Origin of the sequence: Marinobacterium sp. LSUCC0821 (assembly GCF_012848475.1) — a bacterium.
Taxonomy (GTDB): Bacteria; Pseudomonadota; Gammaproteobacteria; order Pseudomonadales; family Balneatricaceae; genus Marinobacterium_E.
Genome location: NZ_CP051666.1, coordinates 2,145,335 through 2,170,104, shown reverse-complemented (window position 1 = coordinate 2,170,104; position 24,770 = coordinate 2,145,335). Strand labels below are relative to the sequence as shown.

Genomic DNA, 24,770 nt, shown 5'->3' with positions numbered 1-24,770 from the left:
GCAAAACCTTCGGTATTTTAGATGAATTAGACTTTAGTGTCCACGGCAAAACGGCATCCGAAGATGCCGTTTAAGATGAAAAAAGATTAACTAACTCGTTAAATAAATTGGTTAATGAATTTAACCAACTTGAGCAAGATTGCCTTTTTCCTCAAGCCAGCTCTTACGATCGGCTGCACGTTTCTTGGCCAAGAGCATATCAAGCACCTGATGCGTATCATCACCAGCATCCAATGTCAGTTGCACAAGACGGCGTGTATCGGGATCCATCGTGGTTTCACGCAACTGAAGCGGGTTCATCTCACCTAAACCTTTAAAGCGCTGAACACCGATGCGAGCATTCTTACGCTCTGCCTTAATTCGCTCAATAATTGCGTTCTTTTCGGACTCGTCCAGTGCGTAGTAGACATCTTTAGCAACATCGATTCGGAACAGTGGTGGCATCGCGACATAGACGTGCCCTGCATCCACCAACGGCTTAAAGTGTCTTAAGAAGAGCGCACAAATAAGGGTGGCAATATGCGCACCATCGGAGTCCGCATCGGCCAGAATACAAATCTTGCCATAGCGCAGAGAAGATAGGTCTTCAGCACCAGGGTCTACACCTATAGCTACTGAGATATCGTGAATCTCTTGGGATGCCAGTATCTCAGACGAGTCGACTTCCCAAGTGTTTAGGATTTTACCGCGAAGCGGCATAATCGCTTGAAACTCGCGGCTACGCGCCTGTTTTGCAGAACCACCCGCAGAGTCACCCTCCACCAGGAAGAGCTCACTGCGCTCGGTTTCAGCACCCGAACAGTCTGCCAATTTCCCAGGAAGCGCGGGCCCCTGAGTCACTTTTTTACGAACAACTTTCTTCGCTGAACGCAGACGCTTCTGAGCGTTAGAGATCACCATATCGGCGATCGCCTCACCCTCTTCTACGTGTTTATTCAGCCACAACAAGAAGGCATCTTTTACAGTGCCAGATATGAAAGCTGCGATACCACGTGATGAGAGCCGCTCTTTTGTTTGACCCGAAAACTGTGGATCACGCATCTTCGCTGACAGAATATAACAACAGCGATCCCAGACATCCTCTGGTGAAAGCTTCACGCCACGAGGCAACAGACTTCTGAATTCACAGAACTCGCGCAACGCCTCTAGTAGACCTGTACGCAAGCCATTTACATGGGTACCGCCCTGGGCAGTTGGGATCAGGTTGACGTAGCTCTCAGTGAGCATTTCGCCACCCTCTTTGAACCACTGTACAGCCCACTCAACCGCATCCTCTTCACCTTGCAAAGACCCTGTAAATGGCTCTTCAGGAAGGGTTTCGTAGACCTGCGTAACACCCTTTAAGTAAGCGACCAAACCATCTTCGTAGTACCACTCCTCTTTATCTTTCTTACCGGAAGAGAGATCAGAGAAGGTAACTCGCAGGCCAGGGCAAAGCACCGCCTTGGCGCGCAGATTGTGCTTTAGACGAGATACACTGAATTTCGGGTTATCGAAATAACTTGGGTCAGGAAGGAAACGCACCATGGTACCGGTATTGCGCTGACCACAGGTATCAATCACTTCGAGGTCAGAGACCTTATCGCCATCAGCAAAACCGATACGATGAACCTGTCCGCCACGCTTAATCTGCACTTCAAGCAGCTTCGACAGAGCATTAACTACCGAGACACCTACCCCGTGCAAACCGCCCGAGTAGTTGTAGTTGTCATTATTAAACTTACCGCCCGCATGAAGCTTGGTAAGAATCAACTCAACGCCAGGTACCCCCTGTTCTGGGTGGATATCAACTGGCATACCACGACCATCATCAGACACAGAGAGAGAGCCGTCGGCATGCAGTGTGACATCGATCTGCTTGGCATGTCCTGCCAACGCCTCGTCGACAGAGTTGTCGATAACCTCTTGCGCCAAGTGGTTGGGACGATCCGTTTCGGTATACATGCCAGGTCGGCGTTTAACTGGATCGAGACCACTGAGAACCTCTATCGAACCTGCGTTGTAATCCTTAGACATATATCTCTCTATTCCTAGCGCTTAATCAGCGGTATGTTGGCGATCTGCAAACTTTAAAATCACAGGCACCATTGAGTCAAAATTCTCGAAGCCATGATTACCACCTGGCTGAACAATCTGTTCACACTTGCGATAGTAGTGAACCGCATCGCGATAATCTAGCGTCTCATCACCCTCTTGCTGAAGCAAAAACAGCTTTTCGGGATGCGACAGCTCTGACAGATAGAGAGATTCAACCTGGCGAAGATGCTCTTCGGTCAAATCATACTTCCTGCCGTTGTAATAATTCACATTGGGTCCAAGCAGCTGCACCAACAGTTTATGAGGTGCAACGGCTGGATTGATTAAAACACCTCGCGCCTGTGAATACTTCTCTGTCAGGTAGGTGGTGTAAAAACCACCTAGGGAGCTTCCAATCAAAACCACTTCAGAGTGCGCAGCCACAAGAGATTCTAATAGCGCCATCGCCTGCTGTGGGTATTCAGGCAACTCTGGAACATCAAGGCGATCAGCCCAACCCTGCTTGGCAAAGTAATCAATTAAAAGCTGCGCCTTAAAAGAGGCTGGGGAGCTATTAAAACCGTGAACATAGATAAAATGAGCTGCCATTTTATTAACCCCTAGCCACTCGAACGGAAGGCACAGCACCATGGGATACGCAGTAACCTAGCCACTCAGCAAAGTGATGATTAAGCTGATACTTCTCATCCGGATGACGCATCTGCTCATTGGGATATTCGTAGCGGCCTGACAGCTGTTGCTTACGCTTCATACAGACCACTTCAGCCATCCGCGCGTCGTGATAAAGACGCACAACAATCGATTGAGGGTTGAACCAAGGGGAGCTATTTTCAGGCCAGTAGGAGACTACCCAAGTTGAGGTGTAGGAGAACTCTTCTTCGCGACGGATAGAGACCACATAGGGGTGTTGATGCCACTCAATACGGTATTCTACCGCCGATTCTCCTGCCGGCAGCATTCGCACAAGACGTGCATAGTTTGTCTCGCAGATAACACTCTGCTTAACAAGATCTGGCACATATTTGCGTTTAATACCGCTCAACTTAACACCCTTTTAACACGTTTTTAGTAATTGAGTACGATTCAACTCTAACCACTGCAACCCTATGATTGCAGGGGAGCTATTAATCACGCCAGAACGCACCAGAGCAAAGGCATCATCAGCCGCAATAACATGAACCCGGATATCTTCACCCTCTTCCGGCAGACCGTGCACACCCTCAGCAGTTGATGCGTCCACCTCAGCATAGAGCAGATCAATCCACTCATCACAACCGCCGCCACTGGGTAGGTAACGAATGATTCGGCGTGGTTCAGATATTACGACACCCGCCTCTTCAACAGATTCACGAATAGCCACATCATTGCTTGTTTCGCCAACTTCGACAACACCAGCGACCAGCTCAAGCATCCAAGGTGAAGGACCATTTAATGAGCCAATTCGAAACTGCTCAACCAGAACAACCTTATCCTGCTTTGGATCATAGAGAACAACACAGACCGCATCACCGCGCTGAAAGAGTTCACGAACAATCTCAATCTCACCACCAGCGAAGGTTTTATGGGCTATCGTAAGGCGTTTCACGCGGAAATAACCCTGAAACGCCACCTCATCTTTGACAATGCGTGCATCAGCGGTTTTAAAACTTGGGTGCCACACGATATCCGACATCTTATACCTGCTTAAGCCAAATTAGGCCCGAATCGCCTCACCTGCAAATTGACGTAACTGCTGAATTTCTTCAGCCCAAATCGTCTCATCAATCGTCTCAAGACAGAGAGGCACTCCACGAAAACGATCATCCTGCATTATGTAGCGAAAAGCCTCCCAGCCAATCTCACCCTGCCCTAGCGAGTGGTGACGATCAACACGTGAACCTAGCTTCACTTTAGCGTCATTGATGTGCATACCACAGAGTTTATCGAACCCAACTAGCCGCTCAAAATCACCAAAACTAGCCTCACAGGCCTCTGCTGTACGCAGGTCATAGCCAGCAGCAAAGATGTGACAGGTATCGATACATACACCGATACGATCAGGATTTTTAGAGTGATCAAGAATCGCTGCAATCTCATCGAACTTGTAGCCCAGATTCGTACCCTGACCCGCTGTCGTTTCGATCACAGCAATAACAGAGTCGCTCTCAGCGGTAGCGATATCGATCGACTCTGCAATACGAGCCAAACAGGCCGACTCATCGATCTTTTTAAGGTGGCTACCTGGATGAAAATTGAGGTAACAGAGCCCCAACTGCTCACAACGCTGCATCTCATCAATAAAGGCATCGCGCGACTTCTGCAGCGGCTCCTGTTCTGGGTGTCCTAAATTGATAAGGTAACTATCGTGAGGGAGGATCTGTTCTGGCAAAAAGCCGTGCTTTTCACAGTTCGCTTTAAACGCCGAAATACTTTCACTGGTCAGCGGCTTCGAAACCCATTGGCGCTGGTTTTTTGTGAATACCGCAAACGCATTAGCACCAATCGCCGCTGCGTTTAAGGGAGCGTTCTCAACCCCACCCGCAGCGCTGACATGAGCACCAACGTAGTAGGGCTTATCTTTTCGATTTACAGCTTGCATGCACCGCCTGCACAATCATCGAAATCCATCGATTCAAGCTCAAGGCGCTCACTGTGTGTGCTTTTTACTAGTTTAAAAAGCGTACCTTCAACCGAGCCATCTTCAGCAATGCCTGCACGCTCAAATACAGATACCAAAACACCCAATTCATCAGTCGTAAGATCGTTCATATTCTCTTCTCTTTCTTCTATTTAGCGTGGCAAAAGCCACTCAATCATCATCTGAATATTTCGCTGTCCACGAAACTCATTGATATCCAAACGGTAGACAGCCTCTACACGCTGAATATCGCTGTTTGGCCAGACATCAGTATCCACATTAAAGGCGATCGCATCCAGCGCTAATCCTGTTGTTGGCTCCTGCAAAACCAACTTAAGATACTTTTGCCCAACGATGCGCTGCTGCAACACTCGAAACTCGCCATGAAAACTTGGCTCTGGGAACTGATGACCCCAGGGCCCTGCATCTCGAATCAGTTGAGCAAGCTCCATAGTAAACTGTTGAGGCAAAAGAACACCGTCTGTCTCTACGACACGTTCTAACTGCTCCGGACGGATTTGGCGAAGCACCTCTTTAGCAAACAACTCAGAGAATCTCTCAACATCCGTTGCTTGAATAGTGAGTCCCGCTGCCATAGCGTGACCTCCAAACTTGGTGATCAAGCCAGGATTTTCCGTCGCTATACGATCCAAACCATCGCGCACATGAAATCCTTCAATGGAACGTGAGGAGCCCTTAACCTCACCCGCATCACCAGGAGCAAACACGATGACAGGTCTATGCAGACGCTCTTTAATTCGAGAGGCCAAAATACCAATAACACCTTGATGCCAATCCTGATCAAAAAGCACCACACCAGCCGGCACCGATGACTCATCAAAGTTAAGCTGATCAAGCAGGGCTAGCGCGTCAGCTTGCATCTGAGTCTCAATAGTTCTGCGTTCACGGTTGAGTTGATCCAACTGCTGAGCGAGACCCTTTGCACGCTCAGGATCATCAGCCAATAGACACTCAATACCTAAACTGATGTCATCTAAGCGACCCGCTGCATTCAAACGTGGTGCAACAGCGAATCCAAGATCCGAAGCACTTAGCGTTTCAGGGTTGCGCCCTGCCACTTCCAACAGCGCCAGCAGCCCGGGACGGGCACGACCTTTGCGAATTCTTGCCAACCCCTGAGAGACGAGTGTTCTGTTGTTATGCTCCAGCGCTACGACGTCGGCAACGGTACCGAGTGCCACTAAATCGAGCAAGCCACCTAAATTAGGAGCTGCAATACCCAGCTTTTTAAACCACCCCTCAGCCGACAAACGACGACGCAGCGCGATCATCAAATAGAACACCACGCCCACACCACAGGTCGATTTAGCCATGAAGTCACAGCCAGACTGATTAGGGTTAACGATGGCGGCAGCATTAGGCAGCGTGTCACCTGGTAGGTGGTGATCAGTCACCACTACATCAATACCGAGAGCATTTGCCCTTTCAACACCCTCGACACTTGAAATGCCGTTATCAACCGTAATGATCAGATGAGGGTTACGTGCGGCGGCAACATCAACAATTTCAGGTGATAGGCCATAGCCATACTCAAAGCGATTTGGTACTAGGTAGTCGACTGAGTTAAGACCAAAAGCACGAAGCGCCAGCAGTCCAGTAACTGTGCTCGTTGCACCATCACAATCGAAGTCACCGACAATTAATATGCGCTGCTGGTTCAGAAATGCCTGGTAGAGCCGATCAACAGCAGCATCAATGCCAAGCATGCTGTTATCAGGCAGCAATCTATCGAGAGTATGACCAAGTTCATCGATGCTTTTAACACCCCGCCCCGCATAGATACGAGCAAGTACCGGATGAAGAGTTGCTAGATCTCCAACAACGGTGGCCGAGCGATCTGTAATTGTTAACTCACTCATTGTTCACCCGGTAAAAGCTGATCAGTTTTACCCGTCAGGTAATAGACAACTAGACCAATCCACTCTCGCATCGCGGTATTGAGGTCACGAAGGTTACGCCAAAGCTTTGGATCTAATTTCAAACCGGTTTCTGTGGAAGAGTAGTGATCAACTGGGTATGGGATAACATTCCACCCCTGTTTACGGTAGATGCCGACGGAGCGAGGCATGTGAAACGCAGAGGTAACTAATAGCCATTGTCCCCCTGGTACGCCACCTAAAAGTTCAGCAGATAAAAGAGCGTTCTCGTAGGTGTTGCGCGACTGATTTTCAAAAAGCACACGACTAGAAAGTCCCAACTGATCAATATACTCCGCGACAGCATCTGCACCCTTAAATTGCTGACGCAGTGCAGAGCCACTGCCACTGGTAAAGATAATTTTAGCTTGTGGAAATTGGCGAGCCAGAACTGGTAAAACCATCACACGCTCAGCAGCAGAGTTGAATTCAGATTGGCGCCAAACTGAGCTTAGCTCTGGACTCTCTCCACCGCCCAAAACAATAACACCCTCGGGTTGAATGGTATCCAAATCAGGCAGGGTAAAACGATCTTCCAAAGGACGCATCACCAAATCACCCAGCGGCATCATTAGCAGCAGCATCCAGAGCAACAGATCGGCGCCTATCAGCTTTAACGCCAATGAACGCTTGTTAAAAATGAGGACAACAAAGGCTAGAAGAAGCAGCCAAACCAGAATGTGCTCTGGAGCAGTAAGAAACCAGAATAGTTTTGAAAGGCTAAAGAAGCTATCCATAAAAACCTAAGAGCCCATCCACTTTAGAAGCAGATAGGCTCTTATCGATTAGGCTTTATGTACGTGACCCGCTACAAACTGCTGTACAGTCGCGAGGTCATTATCAAGCACAGTGAGGCGCTCTTCACGCTCAAACAGGTCTGCCATGTGAGCAGGAAGCAGAGGTGATTCTAGGCCTGCACGAACAACAGGATCAGGGAATTTAACTGGGTGAGCTGTAGCAAGTGTCACCATCGGTACGCTGATATCACGGCGGCATTCGCGCGCAGCTTTCACACCGATTGCCGTGTGCGGATCAAGCAGGTACTCGGTCGCCTCGAACACTTCAGCAATCACGCTGCATGTCGTTTCATCATCAACTGCGCAGCTTGAGAATAGCTCACGAACCTTATTCCACTCACCATCACCTAGGCTAACTGATTCAGTTTTGAATCGGTTCATCAAGTCTGCAACCGCAGCACCATCACGACCGTAGACATCAAATAGAAGACGCTCAAAGTTTGATGAAACCATGATATCCATTGATGGAGAAAGTGTGTGTTCCAGCGTGCCTTTTGACATATCGTTGCCGCTGATAACACGGTGCAGAATGTCGTTACGGTTAGTAGCTACAATCAACTGATCAATTGGCAAGCCCATCTGCTTAGCAAGGTAGCCAGCAAAGATATCGCCAAAGTTACCCGTAGGAACTGAGAAAGAGACAGGGCGGTGTGGACCACCTAGCGTCAGTGCTGCAGAGAAGTAGTAGACGATCTGAGCCATGATGCGCGCCCAGTTGATCGAGTTCACGGCGCCAAGCTTCATACCATTCAAGAAGCCCTGATTAGCGAAGCTATCTTTAACCATCTGCTGACAGTCATCGAAGTTACCCTCGAGAGCGATGTTGTAGACATTGTCCGCAAGCACGGTAGTCATCTGACGACGCTGAACTTCCGAAACGCGCTTGTATGGGTGCAAAATGAAGATATCTAGGTGTTCAGAGTGACGACAACCTTCGATTGCAGCAGAGCCGGTATCACCAGAAGTAGCACCCATGATCACTAGACGATCATTACGCTCTTTCAAGACGTGATCCATTAGACGACCTAGCAACTGAAGAGCAAAATCTTTGAACGCTAGCGTTGGACCATGGAATAGTTCAAGAACAAACTCGTTGCTATCGATCTGCACAAGTGGCGCAACAGCATCGTGTTTAAAGACTGCATAGGTCTCATCGATCATCGTTTTCAGATCTACATCAGAGATACACTCTTCAACGAAAGGTTTGATCACATTGAATGCCAAATCTGCATAGCTAAGACCTGCCCAGCTTGCGATCTCTTCTTTAGAAAATGTTGGTAGCGACTCAGGAACGTAGAGACCACCATCAGAAGCCAAACCGGCAAGCAGCACGTCAGCAAAATTAAGTGCCGGCGCTTCGCCTCGAGTTGAAATATAACGCATAGTAAATCTCCTTAGTCTGCTAGCTGCTCAACGCGGATACGAGTGATCTCACCTACCGTATCAGGTAGGGCTGCGATTTCGCGGAGCGCTTCATTCATCGTTGACTCAAGTACGCGCTGAGTCAGAAGGATTACAGGAACCTGATCATCATCAACCTGCTTCTGAATAATCGCTTCGATGTTAATACCCTTGTCACCCAGGATACGTGCGATGTGCGCCAACACGCCTGGACGCTCAGCAACCTGCAAGCGAAGGTAGTATGCGCTATTCACCTCTTCTACTGGAAGAATGCGGGCATCAGATAGTTCAGCCGGCTGGAACGCCAAGTGTGGTACACGATTATCACGATCAGCTGTCAGTGTACGAACCACGTCAACAACGTCAGCAACAACCGCAGATGCTGTTGGAAGTGCACCAGCACCAGGGCCGTAATAGAGCGTCTGACCGACAGCATCACCATCAACCAATACAGCGTTCATTACGCCATTAACGTTAGCTAAGAGTGCATTTTCCGGGATAAGTGTTGGGTGAACGCGAAGCTCAATACCTGTTTCGGTACGACGTGTAATACCCAGATGCTTGATGCGGAAACCTAGCTCTTCAGCATAGTTCACATCTTCAGCAGTAATTTTACTAATGCCTTCAGTGTAGGCTTTATCAAACTGCAGCGGAATGCCGTATGCGATAGATGCGAGGATGGTCAGTTTGTGTGCTGCGTCGATACCCTCAACGTCAAACGTTGGGTCCGCTTCAGCGTAACCAAGCGCCTGTGCTTCTGCCAATACATCGGCAAAGTCGCGACCCTTCTCACGCATCTCAGTCAGGATGAAGTTACCAGTACCATTGATAATACCTGCCAACCAATCGATCTTGTTTGCAGCCAGGCCTTCACGGATCGCTTTAATAACTGGAATACCGCCAGCAACGGATGCTTCGAAAGCAACCATGACGTTCTTCTCTTGAGCCGCGGCGAAAATCTCATTTCCGTGCACTGCAATCAAAGCTTTGTTAGCAGTTACAACATGTTTGCCGTTTTGAATAGCGGTCATTACAAGGTCACGAGCGGTGTCGTAGCCCCCGATAAGCTCGATAACAATATCGATTTCAGGGTTAGTCGCAATTTCAAAAACGTCTGCAGTAACGTGTACCCCAGTCGTATCAATTGCAGGATTAGGACGACGCATTGCAACTGCAGCAATCTCAATTCGACGTCCCGCACGGCGCGCAATTTCTTCCGCATTTCGTGTCAAAACATCAAATGTACCGCCACCGACAGTACCCATTCCGCAGATGCCAACTTTTACCGGCTTCACAACCATACCTCATTCGAAGTGAGCTCGAGCGGATTATCCGACCCTGAGCATTAAAAAATAGGGGCAGATTATAGCTTAGAAAGAGGGCTTGAACTATGGGTATTGGGGAGGATTTGAAGGTTATTCACGTAATTTGAAAGCGGATGTCAGGCTGAAGCCTGACACCGTAGTTCCAATCTACCTACAGAGTATCGTGACTGGCCTTCAGCCTGTCACGACGCTAGCAGAGTTTTACAGAAATTATTTAATTCCTAACATCGGCAATAGACGATCTGCCGGAACATAACCTGGCATCAGCGCGCCCTCTGCAGTCAGAATTGCCGGTGTGCCATTCACACCCAACTGCTGACCAAGCGCCAATTGATTCAATACAGGTGTCGCGCATGCGGCCGAATCCATATCACGACCGTTTATCGCACTATCCATTGCCGCTAAACGATCATCAGCACACCAGATCTTATTCATGCGTTTCTCAGTATTTCCGCCTGGGCCTGAACGTGGAAATGCAAGGTAAGCAACTTCAACACCCGCCGCATTCAACTGAGGCACTTCGGCATGCAGCTTCTGACAATAGGGGCAATCAACATCAGTAAAGACCCAAATACGTGCCCGCTTCTCACCGTTTGCTTGGTAGATAACCATATCCGCATCAGCAACATCAGCCAATGCCGCTGCACGAACGCCTGACATACGGCGCTCAGTAAGGTTTACTAACCCCTGATCAGAGACCTGAAAAACACGACCTGAAACGATGTACTGCCCATCATCAGTCACAAACAGGATCTCACCCGTCTCCAGCGAAACCTCAAAGAAACCTGGTAGCTCAGAGCCATCTACTGCAGCAATTTTAATGGCTGGGTCAATCTTAAGCAGCGCAGATCGCACTTCAGGCTCACCCGCCTGTGCAGAACTCATGACTAAAGAGGCTACAAAAACCAACCCAGTTAAAATCTGTTTCATCTTTTTCTCTCTTAATTAAAATCACCAATAAGATAGCGAACTAGTATGACAAAGAACTGAAGGTTTCACCCAGCGATTTTAACCCCTAGGGTGAAAATCTCGATGCAGCTGCTGTAGTCGATGGGTCGCAATTTGGGTATAGATCTGGGTTGTTGAGAGGTTTGCATGCCCCAACAACATCTGCACAGCCCTTAGGTCTGCCCCATGATTTAATAGATGCGTCGCAAATGCGTGACGCAAGGTGTGCGGGGAGAGTTCAGAGTTAATCCCTACCACATTCGCCCAGTGTTTAATGCGATGCCAAAAGGTCTGGCGTGTCATCCCAACACCCCGCCGACTCAAAAAGAGCGTATCAGGATTATCACCACCCAACAGGAGCGGACGCGATTGCAGCTGATAGCGCTTCAGCCAATCAATTGCAGATTCACCCACCGGGACTAGTCGCTCTTTATCGCCTTTACCCACCACCTGAAGCAACCCCGCCCGGAGATCAATCTGGCCCACTTCAAGAGTTATTAACTCAGAGATACGAAGACCAGACCCATAGAGCAGCTCAAGCATGGCACGGTCCCGCAATCCCAATACATCTTCCACATCAGGCGCCTCTAGCAGATCGCTCACCTCCTGCTCACTCAAACTTTTTGGAAGTGCACGCCCACGCTTTGGGTTGGCGATATTGAGGGTAGGATCAATGTCAATCACCGATTCGCGCAACTGGTATCGATAGAAACTTCTTAGACAGGATAACTGACGCGCTGTTGAACTAGCCTTAAACGCTTCAGCCATGCGCCAGCTCAGATAGTGCTGAATTAAAGATGCATCGGCTGATAACAACGCACTCCGCTGATCCGCCAACCAACATGCAAATTGATTAAGATCGCGTCGATATGAGGCCTGAGTATTTTGACTGAGCCCTCTCTCCAACCAGAGACTTCGGACGAAATCCTTGATTAAAGCCACCTCTTTGGCGCTGGGTTCTCTCGCAGTAAAGCGACGATCCTGATTTTCTGTAGTGATGGTAGAACCTCAAAAATCACTCAATTTATTAGACGCAAAACATCATAGTTTTACTATCTATAAACCTCAATGACCTCTAGTTTATCCCGATCTACAGGATAGCTCGCAGAGCCTTGATCTAGCCTGCGTAGCACCACTATTTTCTTATCATCGACAGCGAGCAAACGACCCTCTACTTGGCGACCAAAGTAGGTAAAGAGGCGCACATCATGCTGCAGATAGCTCGATAGATCTTCATAGCTAGTTGCCTGATAGCTCTGCACAACCTGACGCTGCTCAACAAAGTTCTTATCAAGCCCCACTGGCTCCAATTTTTTAACATCGACAAAAGGTTCACTTATATTTTTAAACTCTTCTGCCTTATCGGGCGATGGCAACAAGGCCCGCCAATCTATCCCTTGCAGGTCAACGCGCTGCGAATTCAACATCACACCAAGGTTCAACCGCTCAGCGAGTACATGAGGGGCATTCATCAAGACAAATAGCTCACTACCCAATCCACCTTCAGGCGAGAGCGTCAGTGAGAGATTAGCACCAGAGTCATTAGCTTTTTGATAGAGTTCCCACAGCGAATCGGGAACCTCCATACCTAGCTCAACCGCTTGCGCCTTCACCAGACCCAAATGGAGCGCATGATAGTCATCCACACTGAGCTTAGATTCAGCAGAACAGAAGCTATCTCGACGTGAGGCGAGACCCAAGTCCTGATATTTGAAACTGAATTTCTGCAGGCGTGGACTGGCCGCCAAAAGTGTTTGCGGTGTCAGATAGCCAGGCGTCAAGCTCATCTCAAGCGACAAACTTTGGCCTGCGATCCCAAGAAGTTCAAGATCACTTGAGAGCACAAGGCGACCATGATCATTATCCGGATCCAGGCGAATATTGAGATCAGCCTGAATTTCTGGAAAACCCATCGCTTTCATTACTGGCAGCGAGAACTCTCGGACGTTGCCACAGCCTAATGCCGCAATATTCACCAACTCACTTCCCTCAACTCCTAAACCTTCGGTTGCGGTCTCCATAAAGTCAGCATCGAGATTAATGCGAAGTTTTGCGATATTGATTGATAGAAAACTTGGCCAATCACCGCTACCAAGCGCAGGATTTGCCTGCATAAAAAAGAGTGGCGCATCAGCACGAATACTGACCTGTTTCACAAAGACACTAGAGAGATAGCCAATCGGCTGTGCTTCGACTGCCTCCAGTCGCACCTCACCACGTGGATCCAAGATTAGGTTTTCATAGGTGACGCGGTAGCCAGGTAGAATTGCTACCAGAGTTTCATCGATATAGGACTTAGCCTTGTACCATACATACCCGTATCCACCGCCAGCAACCAGCAGTGAAGAGAGAAGTATGAGAAAGAGGGCTTTAATCCAACGCACTGTTTAGCACCAGTAGTGAGTCATATCACTCCAGTCTAGTCCAAACAGCCCAAATAGAAAGTGTTAAAAACAAAAAAGGCGACCTAGGCCGCCTTTTTCATCAAAAAGTTGCTATTAGTTAAGCTTCTCTTTGATACGTGCAGACTTACCACTACGCTCACGTAGGTAGTAAAGTTTAGCCTGACGAACATCACCACGACGTTTAACTTCAATAGCTTCAACGCTTGGGCTGTAAGTTTGGAAAGTACGCTCTACGCCCACACCGTGAGAGATTTTACGTACTGTGAATGCAGAGTTCAGACCGCGGTTACGCTTACCTAGCACAACGCCTTCGAACGCCTGTAGACGGCTACGAGTGCCTTCTACTACACGAACCTGTACTACTACTGTGTCGCCTGGGCCGAAGGTTGGAACTTCTTTGCCAGTCTGTTCAGCTTCAATCTGCTGAATGATCAAGTTTTTGCTGCTCATCGCTCGCTCCTAACTTTCACAGCGGACTACTTTTTAGTCTCGCTGATGTATTCCTTTAACAACGTCTGCTGTTCCGAGTTTAAATCAATCTGTTCTAGCAGATCTGGACGCCTTTCATAGGTCCGCCCTAACTGCTGTTTGAGTCGCCACTTTCGGATCTGTTCGTGATTCCCACTCATCAGAACCGGCGGTACGCCAACTCCATCTAAAACCTCTGGTCTTGTGTAGTGTGGACAGTCCAGCAAACCTTCAGAGAACGAATCCTCTTCAGCTGAGGCCTGATCACCAAGTACACCTGGCACCAACCTCGCTACCGCATCCACCATCACCATAGCTGGGAGTTCACCGCCACTTAGGACAAAGTCACCAAGCGACCACTCTTCATCAACTTCTGCTTCGATAAGGCGTTCATCAACCCCCTCGTAGCGTCCGCAGACAAAGATCAAACTCTCCTGCGAAGTGAGCTCAGCCGCACCTTGTTGATCAAACTTTCGCCCTTGCGGGGAGAGGTAGATCACCTTAGCGGGGCTAGGTGCTGCAGCTTTTGCTGCGGCAATCGCATCTTGCAGTGGCTGAACCTTCATCAGCATCCCCGGACCACCACCAAATGGGCGATCATCGACGGTGCGATGCTTGTCGTGAGTAAAATCGCGAGGATTCCAGCTCTCGACTTGGATCAGTCCGCTCTTTACTGCCCTTCCAGTTACGCCGAAACGGGTGACCGCCTCAAGCATATCCGGGAACAGTGATACGATCCCAAACCACACAACTCAGAACTCAGGGTCCCAATCGACCCGTAAGGTTCCAGTGTTCAAATCGACCTTTTTAACCACCTTCTCGAGTACGTATGGGATCAATCGTGTTTCTCGATCGATGCTCTCTTCCGTACCCTTAACGACAAGCACATCATTTGCGCCAGTCTCTAGTAGGTGGTCAACCCGACCCAACAAAACGTCGGATTCGGTATAAACCAATAAGTTTTCTAACTGACTCCAGTAGTAGTCACCCTCTTCTAGCTCTGGAAGAGCTGATCGAGGAACTGCAATCTCAACTTCACAAAAGAGTCGAGCTGCCTCTGGCGAATCTACTGAGTCTAATTTCGCGACTAAGCCTTTCCCTTGTTTTTTAGCGCTCTTTACCTTTACAGGTTCCCAAGCACCCTGGCGTTTAACCAGCCAAGGACGATAGCTAAGGATGTTCTCCATCGGGTCTGTGTAGGAGTAGACCTTAATCCAACCCTGCACACCAAATGGTGAGTTGAAGCGACCGAGAACTACGTAATCGTCTGCGTCTAACTCTGCCATGGCTATCCGGCCTAAATCGATTACTTAGCTTTACGTGCTTCTTTCACTAGAGTGCTTACGCGCTCACTTAGCTGAGCACCTTTGCTCACCCAGTAATCAACACGCTCTAGATCGATACGAAGACTTTCTTCCTGACCACGTGCAACAGGATTGAAGAAACCAACACGCTCAATAAAGCGGCTGTCACGCGCAAAGCGCGAATCTGCAACGTTGATGTGATAGAAAGGACGCTTTTTAGCGCCACCACGAGACAAACGAATAGTGACCATTAAGGACCCCTTTACTTCGCGGATGGGTTTTGAGATCGCCCATCATTGTTGTTTCCCCACCTGAAGCAGCAGAATCAAACTCTTAAAAGGTAAGAATCGTCTTCAAAACTCAAACAGATGAAGCCCAAAATAAATAGAGCGCGGATTCTACGCGAATCACACGCCCATTAAAAGCCTTTTGATTAAATCGTATACAGCAGTTTATGACTGCAATTAGAACTTAGGGAATCCGCCCGGGCCACCCATACCACCCATTCCTGGAGGCATCATGCCTTTCATACCGCGCGCCAGCTTCATCATTCCCGATTTAGAACCAAACTTCTTCATCATCTTCGCCATCTGCTTGTGCTGTTTAAGCAGACGGTTAATCTCTTGAATATTGGTACCAGAGCCAGCAGCGATACGGCGCTTACGAGAACCACTAATAATATCTGGATTACGACGCTCTTTAGGTGTCATCGAATTGATGATCACCGCGAACTTCTGCATGCCCTGCTCAGCTTGTGCTGTCTGCGCAGCCTGAACCATCTGCCCCATGCCAGGCATCTTTTCCATCATGGACATCATGCCGCCCATGTTATTCATCTGCTGAATCTGATCACGGAAGTCTTCAAGGTCAAAGCCTTTACCCTTGGCAACTTTCTTAGCCAGTTTCTCGGCTTTATCTTTATCAACCTTGCGCTCCACCTCTTCAATAAGAGATAGCACATCACCCATACCCAGAATTCGCGAGGCAACACGGTCAGGGTGGAAGGGCTCCAGCGCATCAACCTTCTCGCCAACACCCAAGAACTTAATTGGCTTACCAGTAATGTGGCGAACAGATAGCGAAGCACCACCACGAGCATCACCGTCGGTCTTAGTAAGGATGACACCGGTAAGCGGCAACACTTCGTTGAATGCTTTAGCCGTGTTAGCGGCATCCTGACCAGTCATCGAATCGACAACAAACAGCGTTTCGACAGGTTTAACAGCAGCATTCAGCTCTTTGATTTCAGCCATCATGGCTTCATCAACAGCCAAACGACCTGCTGTATCGACAATCACTACATCATGATGCTGGATGCGAGCATGGGCGATAGCACCATTAGCGATATCGATCGGCTTCTGCTCGACAGTAGATGGGAAGAAGTCGACTCCAACTTCAGAAGCCAGGGTCTCTAGCTGTCGAATCGCAGCAGGACGGTAAACGTCTGCAGAGACAACCAGTACCTTTTTGTTCTTACGCTCACGAAGGAATCTCGCAAGTTTTGCTACAGAGGTTGTTTTACCAGCACCCTGCAGACCCGCCATCATCACAACTGCTGGTGGTGTAGCGGCAAGATTTAACTCTTCATTCGCCTCACCCATAACGCGAACAAGCTCTTCGTTAACAATCTTAACGAATACTTGGCCGGGACTTAGACTCTTAGAAACTTCCTGACCAACAGCACGTTCTTTAACCGCATTAACGAACTCTTTAACGACTGGCAGGGCAACGTCAGCTTCAAGAAGCGCCATGCGCACTTCACGCAAGGTGTCTTTAATATTCTCTTCAGTCAGCTTCGCACGACCCGTAATCGTACGAAGTGAACCCGTTAAACGCTCTGATAGATTTGCAAACATCCTAAAACCTTTGATTGGTCGAACTAACGACTAATAAACTGCGCCCAGTATAACGCTTTCGTCATCATATTTCCCAACGAAACGATTTGTGCCAAACTTTATAGATTGTTTGATGCCTTCCGAATGGAGATTCCCATGTTGTCGCTACTTACACTGCTTACAGTCGCGCTCTATCTGATTGCTAGTCAGTGGCAGCTGAAGCGCATTGCTAATAGTGGCGCCACTCCACGTTCGACCATTCGCCTGACCGGTTTTGTCGCACTGCTTGCCCACCTATACCTATCAGCAAATGCTGTGATGATTGATGGCAAACTCAATCTAAGTTTCTTTGTAACGGGTTCGGTTATCTCTGCAGCCGTGGTATCACTCCTATTGCTCAGTAGCCTTCGTCATAAACTCGACAATCTGTTTGCCTGGGCCTTTCCACTAGCGGCAGTCACTGTTGGTTTCGCATGGGCACTACCTGGCCACGCTCAAGGAGCATATACAGGCGGTGTTGTATTACACATCGTCTTGTCTCTAATCTCATACAGCCTATTCACCCTCGCAGCACTGCAAGTCATTCTTCTTGCCCGCCAAGAGCGCGCACTCAAACAGCATCGTACGCGCGGACTCATCAATACATTGCCGCCACTCCAGGTTATGGAGAACTTACTGTTCGATATGATCGCTGCAGGTCAGGTGCTACTAACTCTGGCGTTAGTAACAGGCTGGTTCTACACGGATGATCTGTTTGCTCAACATCTCGTTCATAAAACCATTCTTTCCCTTATCGCCTGGGTCATTTTTGCGACACTTTTAGCGGGTCGCACACTGTTTGGCTGGAGAAGTCGAACTGCACTTCGCTGGACACTGAGTGGTTTCATTCTACTAATGCTCGCTTTCTTTGGCTCAAAAGCGGTACTGGAACTGATAATCGGCGGCTAAACCCCTCCAGATTGATCCCGCCGCTTGACACCTAGCAGCAGAGTTTCCAAAATGGGCGTCCATTAACAGATCAGGCCTCCCACGTTGGAAGACGCGTCGATAACCTCGCTTTTAGTTCTACTCTTTATCCTTATCCTTTGTTCCGCATTTTTCTCGGGCTCAGAAACCGGAATGATGTCGCTTAATCGCTACCGCCTTAAGCATCTAGCAAAGAACAACCACCTTGGCGCACGTAAAGCCGCGGCACTGCTTGAACGGCCTGACCGTTTGATTGGCCTGATTCTGATCGGCAACAACTTTGTAAACATCCTTGCATCAGCAATCGCGACTGTCATCGCGGTACGCTTATGGGGGGATGCAGGTATCGCGATAGCCACTGCGGCACTGACACTGGTTATCCTTATTTTTGCAGAAGTAACTCCCAAAACACTGGCCGCACTTCACCCAGAACGCATCGCATTCCCTGCGGCTGTTCTGCTAAGGCCGATGCTTCGTCTTTTTTACCCGTTGGTTGCAACGGTAAATGCCATCACCAACTTCATTCTGCGCCTTTTTGGAGTAAACCCACTGGATGGCAAAAATGACCACCTCAGTACCGAGGAGCTTCGCACTCTGGTAAACGAATCAGGGGCCCTCATACCACAAAGCAACCAATCGATGCTGCTTGGGGTTTTGGAGCTTGGCGATGTCACCGTAAACGACATCATGATTCCACGAAATGAGGTAGAGGGGATCGACCTAGACCAAGAGCTAGAGCAGATCCTGGAACAGCTCTCATGCACTAAACATACTCGCCTGCCTGTCTACCAAGGCGATATCAACCAGATCGTCGGCATCCTTCACATGCGTAATCTGGCCCAACTTATTCAAACAGGTAAAGTGACCAAAGCCGCTATTCTGGCCGTGGTACACGAAACCTACTTTGTCCCAGAGAGCACCCCACTCCAGACCCAGCTACTTAACTTCCAAAAACACAGCCGTCGTATCGGGGTTGTAGTAGATGAGTATGGTGATGTTGAGGGCATCGTGACACTGGAAGATATTCTTGAAGAGATTGTGGGCGCACTTTCAGCAGATCACGCTGAGATCAACCAGGATATCCACCCACAGGACGATGGCAGCTACTTCATAGACGGCTCAGCGTATGTTCGCGAAATCAACAAGTCACTTGAGTGGGAACTTCCGACCGATGGACCGAAAACACTTAACGGCCTAATTACCGAACAGCTTGAATCAATTCCCGAGGCGAATGTCTGTGTGGAGATTGAGAACTATCGGTTTGAAACACTACAGATCAGCGACAACCTTATAAAAACGGTTCGCGTGCAGATGTTAGAGAAGAGCGAAGAGGATGAGATCTAGGGCCTAAGGGCTTTGAGAACTTAGATCTCTTTCACTTCACGTTCGGGCAGTTGCTGCCAAATTTCACGCTTCTTCTCATCGGAGTAGCTCCCCCAGTAAGCGATCTCTATGCCAGATCGTTTACACGCGATGCACAGATCGTGGATATCCAAAACACAGATACCAACACAGGGGTTGGGAACTTTTTTAACTTTCTCCATCTGACACTCGCTCTGGCCTTGGCCTAGTTTTAATCTTTGCATCAAAAGCGGCGTTGAGAAGCTCAGCCAAGACCCAAGCTGTCAGCCCCCAAATATCATACCCCTGATAGTCCCAAGCCGGGGCGTAGCGTGTTTTGCCATCAAACCCCTGGAACTGATCAAATCGTGCTGTACCGGGTTCAATTAAAAAGCTTATTGGCACTCTAAATACCGATTCAATCTCATCAGGGTTTGGAATCAGATTCACTTGAGGGGCGACCAACCCAACCCAAGGCTCAACACGCAGCTTATGCTTTGAGAGGATGTCACTAAGAGACCCAAGTATACGTATCTCAGAACCAGAGATACCAATCTCCTCTTCTGTTTCACGCAAAGCGGTAGCAATTAAATTCGAGTCCTCTGGATCTCTCTTGCCACCAGGGAATGCGACCTCACCAGCATGACTAGATAACCCTGCAGTGCGTCGAGTCAGAATGACATGCGGATTTTCTTCATCCGTAATAAGCATCAAAACAGCCGCTTCATCTCGGCGAGAGATATCATCTCCCAAACGCCAAGCGGAATAGGTTTTGAGAGTCTGTTCGATACGATTAATCATGTAGTTAAGGATACACTGACTCACTATAAATAGTGAGTTTTGGTTGAGCAAAATGGGACAGCCTGTTTAAATCAGTACGGACAAATAAGGAAATCAGATGAAGTTCTGTAGCGAATGCGCAACCCCAGTTGAATTTAAGATCCCAGCAGGCGATCACCTGCCAAGGCATATCTGCCCTGCCTGTGAAACTATCTTCTACTCAAACCCAAGAATCATCGCCGGATGCCTGCCTATCTGGGAGGATAAAGTCCTGCTTTGTCGGCGCAACATAGAGCCGAGATTTGGCTACTGGACACTGCCTGCAGGATTCATGGAGAACGGTGAAACAACTGAGCAAGCCGCAATGCGCGAGACCTGGGAAGAGGCCGAGGCGGACGTAGAGGTCATTTCACTCTATACCCACACTTCGATAGTTCATGTGAATCAGCTGCAGCTCTTCTATCTTGCCAAACTGAGAGCACCAAGCTTTGCACCCACGAGCGAATCAAGTGAGGTCGCTCTATTTAGCGAGTCTGAGATTCCTTGGGATGAGCTAGCTTTCCCGACAGTCACTAACGCATTGAAGCTCTTCTTTAAAGAGCGTGCGGAGGGTGGAAAGTTCGGCTTTCATCGAATAGATCTTGATCGCAACAACCCTGAGAACAACCGAAGTGTGACTCAGACCGAAAGCCAATTCTAAAAGCTTGAATTGGAGGCAAAGCAGTTAGCGGGGTTTTGAGCGCGTAACTCTTACTCGCTCTCAGCGTTGATGGGCATCACATCCAATAGCGGCGAAGCATCAAGTGCATCGGCATCCATCATCGCGGCAAGCTGCTGAAGGGTTTCAAGAATTTGTGCACGCTGGGCATCATCCAAACGCGCAAAACGCAACTCAAAACGATCATGTAAAAGTGGCGGCACAGAGTTGAGCATGGTGACACCCTGCTCAGTGAGGCGCGCATAGACCTTACGTTTATCGACCGTAGATCTCACACGAACGGTTAGTCCACGTTGATCCATGCGATCTAGAATAGTGGTCACTGTCGCCTGACTCAGTGAGACAGATTCAGAAAGGCGCTTTACCGTTACATCCCCAAGCTCACCAATCGCCCGCAACACCATCACCTGCGGAATCGTTAAACCACACACTTTTGCGACGCGCTTGGACTGAATATCAGTCGCACGCATAATCTTTCTTAACGCAATGACAACTGCTTGTGATTGATCTAACTCAGACATTTAACTTAGCCACTCCTGATTAGTGCGCGAACTATATTCCTAATTGAGACCTAATGGAACAATAATTAGATCAATAATTATTTGTACTCTAAACATTACAGCTGTTAGTATTAATCAACTCTGTTGCAAATGTCCAATTTGTTACTGGTTACAAAAATAACGGAACAGAAAGGAGCTCCAATGAAAAAGCAGATTCTTGCCGCGTCACTATTCGCCATGAGCACAGGCGCATTCGCAGGTTCACACGGCGCAAGCTGTGGTAGCGTTCAAATTGCAGATATGAACTGGGCATCAGCATCGCTGATCGCTAACATCGACCGCTTTATTCTTGAAAACGCATTCGGATGTGAAGCAGAACTAGTTCCAGGCGATACGGTACCAACCTCTACTTCAATGATTGAAAAACAGCAGCCAGACATCGCACCTGAGCTTTGGACCAACTCTTTTAAAGAGGGTCTTGAGAAGGCAGTCGCTGAAGGCAAACTATCAGTAGCTGGCAAAGTATTCAGCGACGGCGGTGAAGAGGGCTTCTGGGTACCAAAATACATGGTAGAAAAAGATGCTTCTCTAGCAACTATTGAAGGTATCAAAGCGCACCCTGAACTTTTCCCACATCCTGAAGACTCTTCTAAAGCTGGATTTGTTGGCTGTCCTGCAGGTTGGGGCTGTCAGATCACTTCAGGCAACCTTCACAAAGCACTTAAGTTGGCTGATGCCAATTTTGAACTTGTAGATCCAGGTTCTGCTGCTGGCCTTGATGGTTCAATTGCTCGCGCGTATGAGCGTGGCGAAGGCTGGTTCGGTTACTACTGGGCACCAACAGCGATCCTTGGTAAGTACGAGATGGTCAAAGTTGACTTTGGATCAGGCGTAGATGAGCAGCACTTCCTAGACTGTATCTACAAGGCTGACTGTCAGGATCCAAAACCTTCGATGTACCCATCATCTCCAGTTTCAACTTACACAACTTCTGCACTAGCAGATCGTGCACCTGCAGTAATGGATTACCTTGCTAAACGTGCATTCACCAACGCCCAGCTTAACAGCCTACTGGCATGGATGGATGAGAACCAGGCAGATGGTGAGATCGCGATGGAGTACTTCCTGAACGAGCATGCAGATGTATGGAAATCTTGGTTGACTGCAGAAGCAGCAGCGAAGGTTGAAGGCGCACTTTAAGTCGCTTTAAAAAATAAAACGCCCTGCTAATCCTAGTGGGGCGTTCTTGGTCCTATACAGAGGAATCTATGGCTGAGAAATCTTGGATTACTGATATTCCAGAACTCGATCGAGCAAGTTTGCTCCATATTCGAAAAACGCTTGATGGCGCCTACCGCGACTTTTCACGTGAATACGGCGACGCTATCGAAGCGTTCTTTGACCCTTTACTTAGCTTTCTAATCTGGTTTGAAAAGCTGCTACTCAATTCACCTTGGTGGATGGTGCTTGCAGTGATCGTGGCGCTGGCTTTTGCAGCGAGTCGCTCAACCAAACTCACCATTGGTGTAGCAGTCTCAATGATGGTCGTTGGCTACTTTGGCATGTGGGACGACATGATGCGAACGATGAGTATCATCACCGTCTGTACACTCTTGGCGATTATCCTTGGTATACCGATCGGCATTGCGATGGCTCGCTCAAATAAAGTCCAAGCAACAGTCACGCCAATGCTAGACATTATGCAGACGATGCCTGCCTTTGTTTATCTAATACCTGTCGTCATGCTGCTCGGCATCGGCCGCATTCCTGGTGTTATTGCAGTAGTTATCTACGCCATTCCACCTGTGATTCGTCTTACCAACCTTGGCATCAGACTAGTCGATAAAGAGGTTCTGGAGGCCGCTACAGCCTACGGTGCTAGCGCACGACAACGCTTGATTGGAGTGCAGCTACCACTTGCGATGCCTACCATTATGGCCGGTATCAACCAGACCATCATGATGGCGCTATCGATGGTGGTTATTGCATCGATGATCGGTGTAAAAGGTCTTGGACAGCCTGTGCTTAAATCGATTACTAACCAATACTTTACGCTGGGTCTGCTTAACGGGTTGGCGATTGTTGTATTGGCCATTATTTTTGACCGTGTCTCTCAGGCCTACGCGAAGCGTACCCAGGCACACCTAGGAGGCGGCCATGAGTGAAGCACTGATTCAGGTTAAAAACCTCTACAAGATTTTCGGCGACAAACCCAAAGCCGTTCTACCACTGATTGAAGCGGGTAAAAGCAAGGATGAGATTCTTGCTGAAACTGGCCACACTGTCGGCTTAAAAGAGATCAACTTGGAGATAAACCGTGGCGAAATCTTCGTCATCATGGGACTCTCCGGCTCAGGTAAATCGACACTGATTCGCCACTTCAACCGTTTGATCGACCCCACTGCAGGCGAGATCATTGTTGAAGGCACTGACGTGATGAAGCTCTCGCCAAAAGAGCTAGAAGAGTTCCGTCGCAAGAAGATGTCGATGGTATTCCAGCGCTTTGGATTGATGCCCCACTACACAGTGATTGACAATGTTGCTTATGGTCTAAAGATTCAAGGTGTTGATAAAGATGCTCGCCTAACCAAAGCACGCGAATGGCTTGAGACGGTTGGTCTTAAAGGTTACGAAGAGCAGTATCCGAATCAACTCTCTGGCGGCCAGCAGCAGCGTGTCGGTCTTGCTCGTGCGCTCTGTACAGATGCTGAAATCTTGTTGATGGATGAGGCCTTCTCAGCACTTGATCCGCTGATCCGCAGTGAAATGCAGGATCAACTGATTGAGCTTCAGCAGACCCTACACAAGACGATCATATTCATCACCCATGACTTGGATGAAGCACTGCGTCTTGGTGACCGCATCGCAATCCTTAAAGATGGCCTTCTAGTTCAACAGGGCGAACCTGAAGATATTCTGCTGCATCCTGCGGACGACTACGTAGAAGCCTTCGTAAAGGATGTGAACCGTGCTCGCGCACTTACCGTGGAGACGGTTATGAAGGAGCCCGCTTACCGCATAACTGCAGAGACCATTGGCGAAGCACTAAAGCAGATGAAAGCTGCGCCTCATGACTACGGCTATGTCGTATCCAATGAGGGCGAGTTCCAAGGGGTTGCTACTCAAGAGTGGCTTGAAGAGGAAGCAGCTAGTGGCCATGCCGACTACACCTGGGAACAGGCTGACATGGCAGAGGTCTCTACTATCTCAAGTGATGCTGTCCTAGAGACAGTTATTCCAGAGACCTTAGAAGCAGACCATCCAGTACCCGTCGTTGATGAAGAGGGTCACCTTCAAGGCGAACTATCTCGATCAAGTATTGCGGAAGTTCTCGTTGAGGGAAGCAGTGGTGATAGCAATGAGAGCGGTGAGCAAAAATAACGACTCACCA

27 protein-coding genes are annotated in these 24,770 nt (G+C 48.6%); 6 read left to right on the top strand and 21 right to left on the bottom strand.

From position 1 onward, the window contains the following. Positions 1–120: 120 nt before the first annotated feature. The 18 genes from parE to ffh all read right to left on the bottom strand — a co-directional run bounded on the left by parE (position 121) and on the right by ffh (position 17,095). Entirely contained in the window at positions 121–2,016 is a 1,896-nt protein-coding gene (gene parE / locus HH196_RS10580) for a DNA topoisomerase IV subunit B (RefSeq protein ID WP_169452084.1), read from the bottom strand. A 21-nt stretch (positions 2,017–2,037) separates the two neighbouring features. Then, positions 2,038–2,625, bottom strand: coding sequence for a YqiA/YcfP family alpha/beta fold hydrolase (locus HH196_RS10575; RefSeq protein WP_169452083.1), 588 nt, complete (start codon positions 2,623–2,625; stop codon positions 2,038–2,040). 4 nt (positions 2,626–2,629) lie between these two features. Continuing rightward, positions 2,630–3,079 carry a DUF1249 domain-containing protein gene (locus HH196_RS10570; RefSeq protein WP_248276854.1) on the bottom strand — a complete coding sequence of 150 codons (450 nt, stop codon included), beginning with the start codon at positions 3,077–3,079 and terminating at the stop codon, positions 2,630–2,632. Positions 3,080–3,091: 12 nt separating this feature from the next. Next, complete coding sequence (locus HH196_RS10565) at positions 3,092–3,709, bottom strand: NUDIX domain-containing protein (RefSeq protein WP_169452082.1); 618 nt, start codon at positions 3,707–3,709, stop codon at positions 3,092–3,094. Between the two features lie 21 nt (positions 3,710–3,730). Next, positions 3,731–4,615, bottom strand: a complete 885-nt coding sequence (gene nfo / locus HH196_RS10560) for a deoxyribonuclease IV (protein ID WP_169452081.1) — start codon at positions 4,613–4,615, stop codon at positions 3,731–3,733. Continuing rightward, on the bottom strand, positions 4,603–4,785 hold the full coding sequence (locus tag HH196_RS10555) for a hypothetical protein (protein ID WP_169452080.1): 183 nt from the start codon (positions 4,783–4,785) through the stop codon (positions 4,603–4,605). Before HH196_RS10555 ends, nfo begins: the two co-directional genes overlap by 13 nt. Positions 4,786–4,806: 21 nt before the next feature. Then, the gene (gene recJ / locus HH196_RS10550; protein ID WP_169452079.1) at positions 4,807–6,534 is read right to left on the bottom strand and encodes a single-stranded-DNA-specific exonuclease RecJ; all 1,728 of its coding nucleotides are present in this window, start codon (positions 6,532–6,534) and stop codon (positions 4,807–4,809) included. Further along, a complete protein-coding gene (locus tag HH196_RS10545) occupies positions 6,531–7,328 on the bottom strand; it encodes a YdcF family protein (protein WP_169452078.1) in 798 nt (265 codons plus the stop codon). Before HH196_RS10545 ends, recJ begins: the two co-directional genes overlap by 4 nt. Positions 7,329–7,376: 48 nt before the next feature. After that, complete coding sequence (gene thrC / locus HH196_RS10540) at positions 7,377–8,771, bottom strand: threonine synthase (protein WP_169452077.1); 1,395 nt, start codon at positions 8,769–8,771, stop codon at positions 7,377–7,379. Between the two features lie 11 nt (positions 8,772–8,782). Continuing rightward, a complete protein-coding gene (locus HH196_RS10535; RefSeq protein ID WP_169452076.1) occupies positions 8,783–10,084 on the bottom strand; it encodes a homoserine dehydrogenase in 1,302 nt (433 codons plus the stop codon). 240 nt (positions 10,085–10,324) lie between these two features. Continuing rightward, positions 10,325–11,044 carry a DsbC family protein gene (locus HH196_RS10530; RefSeq protein WP_169452075.1) on the bottom strand — a complete coding sequence of 240 codons (720 nt, stop codon included), beginning with the start codon at positions 11,042–11,044 and terminating at the stop codon, positions 10,325–10,327. A 78-nt stretch (positions 11,045–11,122) separates the two neighbouring features. After that, positions 11,123–12,004 (bottom strand): site-specific tyrosine recombinase XerD, encoded by an 882-nt coding sequence (xerD, locus tag HH196_RS10525; protein WP_248276853.1) that lies wholly within the window; start codon positions 12,002–12,004, stop codon positions 11,123–11,125. 110 nt (positions 12,005–12,114) lie between these two features. Beyond that, the gene (locus tag HH196_RS10520; RefSeq protein WP_169452074.1) at positions 12,115–13,446 is read right to left on the bottom strand and encodes a hypothetical protein; all 1,332 of its coding nucleotides are present in this window, start codon (positions 13,444–13,446) and stop codon (positions 12,115–12,117) included. 114 nt (positions 13,447–13,560) lie between these two features. Next, on the bottom strand, positions 13,561–13,917 hold the full coding sequence (rplS, locus tag HH196_RS10515; protein ID WP_169452073.1) for a 50S ribosomal protein L19: 357 nt from the start codon (positions 13,915–13,917) through the stop codon (positions 13,561–13,563). A gap of 26 nt (positions 13,918–13,943) precedes the next feature. Further along, positions 13,944–14,651, bottom strand: a complete 708-nt coding sequence (trmD, locus tag HH196_RS10510) for a tRNA (guanosine(37)-N1)-methyltransferase TrmD (protein ID WP_371807857.1) — start codon at positions 14,649–14,651, stop codon at positions 13,944–13,946. Between the two features lie 36 nt (positions 14,652–14,687). Continuing rightward, positions 14,688–15,221, bottom strand: coding sequence for a ribosome maturation factor RimM (gene rimM / locus HH196_RS10505; protein ID WP_169452071.1), 534 nt, complete (start codon positions 15,219–15,221; stop codon positions 14,688–14,690). 20 nt (positions 15,222–15,241) lie between these two features. Then, positions 15,242–15,490 (bottom strand): 30S ribosomal protein S16, encoded by a 249-nt coding sequence (gene rpsP / locus HH196_RS10500; RefSeq protein ID WP_169452070.1) that lies wholly within the window; start codon positions 15,488–15,490, stop codon positions 15,242–15,244. Between the two features lie 213 nt (positions 15,491–15,703). Beyond that, positions 15,704–17,095, bottom strand: a complete 1,392-nt coding sequence (gene ffh / locus HH196_RS10495; protein WP_169452069.1) for a signal recognition particle protein — start codon at positions 17,093–17,095, stop codon at positions 15,704–15,706. 135 nt (positions 17,096–17,230) lie between these two features. Here ffh and HH196_RS10490 point away from each other — a divergent pair, with 135 nt between their 5' ends. Further along, positions 17,231–18,022, top strand: coding sequence for an inner membrane protein YpjD (locus HH196_RS10490; protein WP_169452068.1), 792 nt, complete (start codon positions 17,231–17,233; stop codon positions 18,020–18,022). 84 nt (positions 18,023–18,106) lie between these two features. Continuing rightward, positions 18,107–19,384: an HlyC/CorC family transporter gene (locus HH196_RS10485; RefSeq protein WP_169452067.1), complete on the top strand. Its 1,278-nt coding sequence runs from the start codon at positions 18,107–18,109 to the stop codon at positions 19,382–19,384. Between the two features lie 20 nt (positions 19,385–19,404). Here HH196_RS10485 and HH196_RS10480 read toward each other — a convergent pair whose 3' ends face one another. Together HH196_RS10480 and HH196_RS10475 are read right to left on the bottom strand one after the other, a co-directional pair. Then, complete coding sequence (locus HH196_RS10480; RefSeq protein WP_169452066.1) at positions 19,405–19,584, bottom strand: DUF1289 domain-containing protein; 180 nt, start codon at positions 19,582–19,584, stop codon at positions 19,405–19,407. Further along, entirely contained in the window at positions 19,571–20,182 is a 612-nt protein-coding gene (locus HH196_RS10475; RefSeq protein WP_169452065.1) for a CoA pyrophosphatase, read from the bottom strand. The genes HH196_RS10480 and HH196_RS10475 overlap by 14 nt, the downstream gene beginning before the upstream one ends. Before the next feature lie 97 nt (positions 20,183–20,279). Here HH196_RS10475 and HH196_RS10470 point away from each other — a divergent pair, with 97 nt between their 5' ends. After that, positions 20,280–20,861: an NUDIX hydrolase gene (locus tag HH196_RS10470; RefSeq protein ID WP_169452064.1), complete on the top strand. Its 582-nt coding sequence runs from the start codon at positions 20,280–20,282 to the stop codon at positions 20,859–20,861. Positions 20,862–20,911: 50 nt separating this feature from the next. On the opposite strand, the gene HH196_RS10465 is transcribed toward HH196_RS10470, so the two are convergent. Then, positions 20,912–21,400, bottom strand: coding sequence for a MarR family winged helix-turn-helix transcriptional regulator (locus HH196_RS10465; RefSeq protein ID WP_169452063.1), 489 nt, complete (start codon positions 21,398–21,400; stop codon positions 20,912–20,914). Positions 21,401–21,580: 180 nt separating this feature from the next. On the opposite strand from HH196_RS10465, the gene HH196_RS10460 reads away from it, so the two are divergent. From HH196_RS10460 to HH196_RS10450, 3 genes are all read left to right on the top strand, one after another. Next, the gene (locus tag HH196_RS10460; RefSeq protein ID WP_169452062.1) at positions 21,581–22,579 is read left to right on the top strand and encodes an ABC transporter substrate-binding protein; all 999 of its coding nucleotides are present in this window, start codon (positions 21,581–21,583) and stop codon (positions 22,577–22,579) included. A gap of 68 nt (positions 22,580–22,647) precedes the next feature. Continuing rightward, entirely contained in the window at positions 22,648–23,544 is an 897-nt protein-coding gene (locus HH196_RS10455; protein ID WP_169452061.1) for a proline/glycine betaine ABC transporter permease, read from the top strand. Next, complete coding sequence (locus HH196_RS10450) at positions 23,537–24,760, top strand: glycine betaine/L-proline ABC transporter ATP-binding protein (RefSeq protein ID WP_169452060.1); 1,224 nt, start codon at positions 23,537–23,539, stop codon at positions 24,758–24,760. The genes HH196_RS10455 and HH196_RS10450 overlap by 8 nt, the downstream gene beginning before the upstream one ends. Positions 24,761–24,770: the final 10 nt, after the last annotated feature.

Excerpts from the sequence above, each read along its gene's own strand:
- HH196_RS10555 (WP_169452080.1), bottom strand. The coding sequence starts at position 4,785 with ATGAACGATCTTACGACTGATGAATTGGGTGTTTTGGTATCTGTATTT.
- ffh (WP_169452069.1), bottom strand. The coding sequence starts at position 17,095 with ATGTTTGCAAATCTATCAGAGCGTTTAACGGGTTCACTTCGTACGATT.
- parE (WP_169452084.1), bottom strand. The coding sequence starts at position 2,016 with ATGTCTAAGGATTACAACGCAGGTTCGATAGAGGTTCTCAGTGGTCTC.
- recJ (WP_169452079.1), bottom strand. The coding sequence starts at position 6,534 with ATGAGTGAGTTAACAATTACAGATCGCTCGGCCACCGTTGTTGGAGAT.
- HH196_RS10530 (WP_169452075.1), bottom strand. The coding sequence starts at position 11,044 with ATGAAACAGATTTTAACTGGGTTGGTTTTTGTAGCCTCTTTAGTCATG.
- HH196_RS10475 (WP_169452065.1), bottom strand. The coding sequence starts at position 20,182 with ATGATTAATCGTATCGAACAGACTCTCAAAACCTATTCCGCTTGGCGT.
- thrC (WP_169452077.1), bottom strand. The coding sequence starts at position 8,771 with ATGCGTTATATTTCAACTCGAGGCGAAGCGCCGGCACTTAATTTTGCT.
- HH196_RS10455 (WP_169452061.1), top strand. The coding sequence starts at position 22,648 with ATGGCTGAGAAATCTTGGATTACTGATATTCCAGAACTCGATCGAGCA.
- trmD (WP_371807857.1), bottom strand. The coding sequence starts at position 14,651 with ATGCTTGAGGCGGTCACCCGTTTCGGCGTAACTGGAAGGGCAGTAAAG.
- HH196_RS10450 (WP_169452060.1), top strand. The coding sequence starts at position 23,537 with ATGAGTGAAGCACTGATTCAGGTTAAAAACCTCTACAAGATTTTCGGC.
- HH196_RS10575 (WP_169452083.1), bottom strand. The coding sequence starts at position 2,625 with ATGGCAGCTCATTTTATCTATGTTCACGGTTTTAATAGCTCCCCAGCC.
- HH196_RS10470 (WP_169452064.1), top strand. The coding sequence starts at position 20,280 with ATGAAGTTCTGTAGCGAATGCGCAACCCCAGTTGAATTTAAGATCCCA.
- HH196_RS10480 (WP_169452066.1), bottom strand. The coding sequence starts at position 19,584 with ATGGAGAAAGTTAAAAAAGTTCCCAACCCCTGTGTTGGTATCTGTGTT.
- rpsP (WP_169452070.1), bottom strand. The coding sequence starts at position 15,490 with ATGGTCACTATTCGTTTGTCTCGTGGTGGCGCTAAAAAGCGTCCTTTC.
- HH196_RS10465 (WP_169452063.1), bottom strand. The coding sequence starts at position 21,400 with ATGTCTGAGTTAGATCAATCACAAGCAGTTGTCATTGCGTTAAGAAAG.
- HH196_RS10565 (WP_169452082.1), bottom strand. The coding sequence starts at position 3,709 with ATGTCGGATATCGTGTGGCACCCAAGTTTTAAAACCGCTGATGCACGC.
- HH196_RS10460 (WP_169452062.1), top strand. The coding sequence starts at position 21,581 with ATGAAAAAGCAGATTCTTGCCGCGTCACTATTCGCCATGAGCACAGGC.
- HH196_RS10545 (WP_169452078.1), bottom strand. The coding sequence starts at position 7,328 with ATGGATAGCTTCTTTAGCCTTTCAAAACTATTCTGGTTTCTTACTGCT.
- HH196_RS10490 (WP_169452068.1), top strand. The coding sequence starts at position 17,231 with ATGTTGTCGCTACTTACACTGCTTACAGTCGCGCTCTATCTGATTGCT.
- nfo (WP_169452081.1), bottom strand. The coding sequence starts at position 4,615 with ATGCAAGCTGTAAATCGAAAAGATAAGCCCTACTACGTTGGTGCTCAT.
- rimM (WP_169452071.1), bottom strand. The coding sequence starts at position 15,221 with ATGGCAGAGTTAGACGCAGACGATTACGTAGTTCTCGGTCGCTTCAAC.
- rplS (WP_169452073.1), bottom strand. The coding sequence starts at position 13,917 with ATGAGCAGCAAAAACTTGATCATTCAGCAGATTGAAGCTGAACAGACT.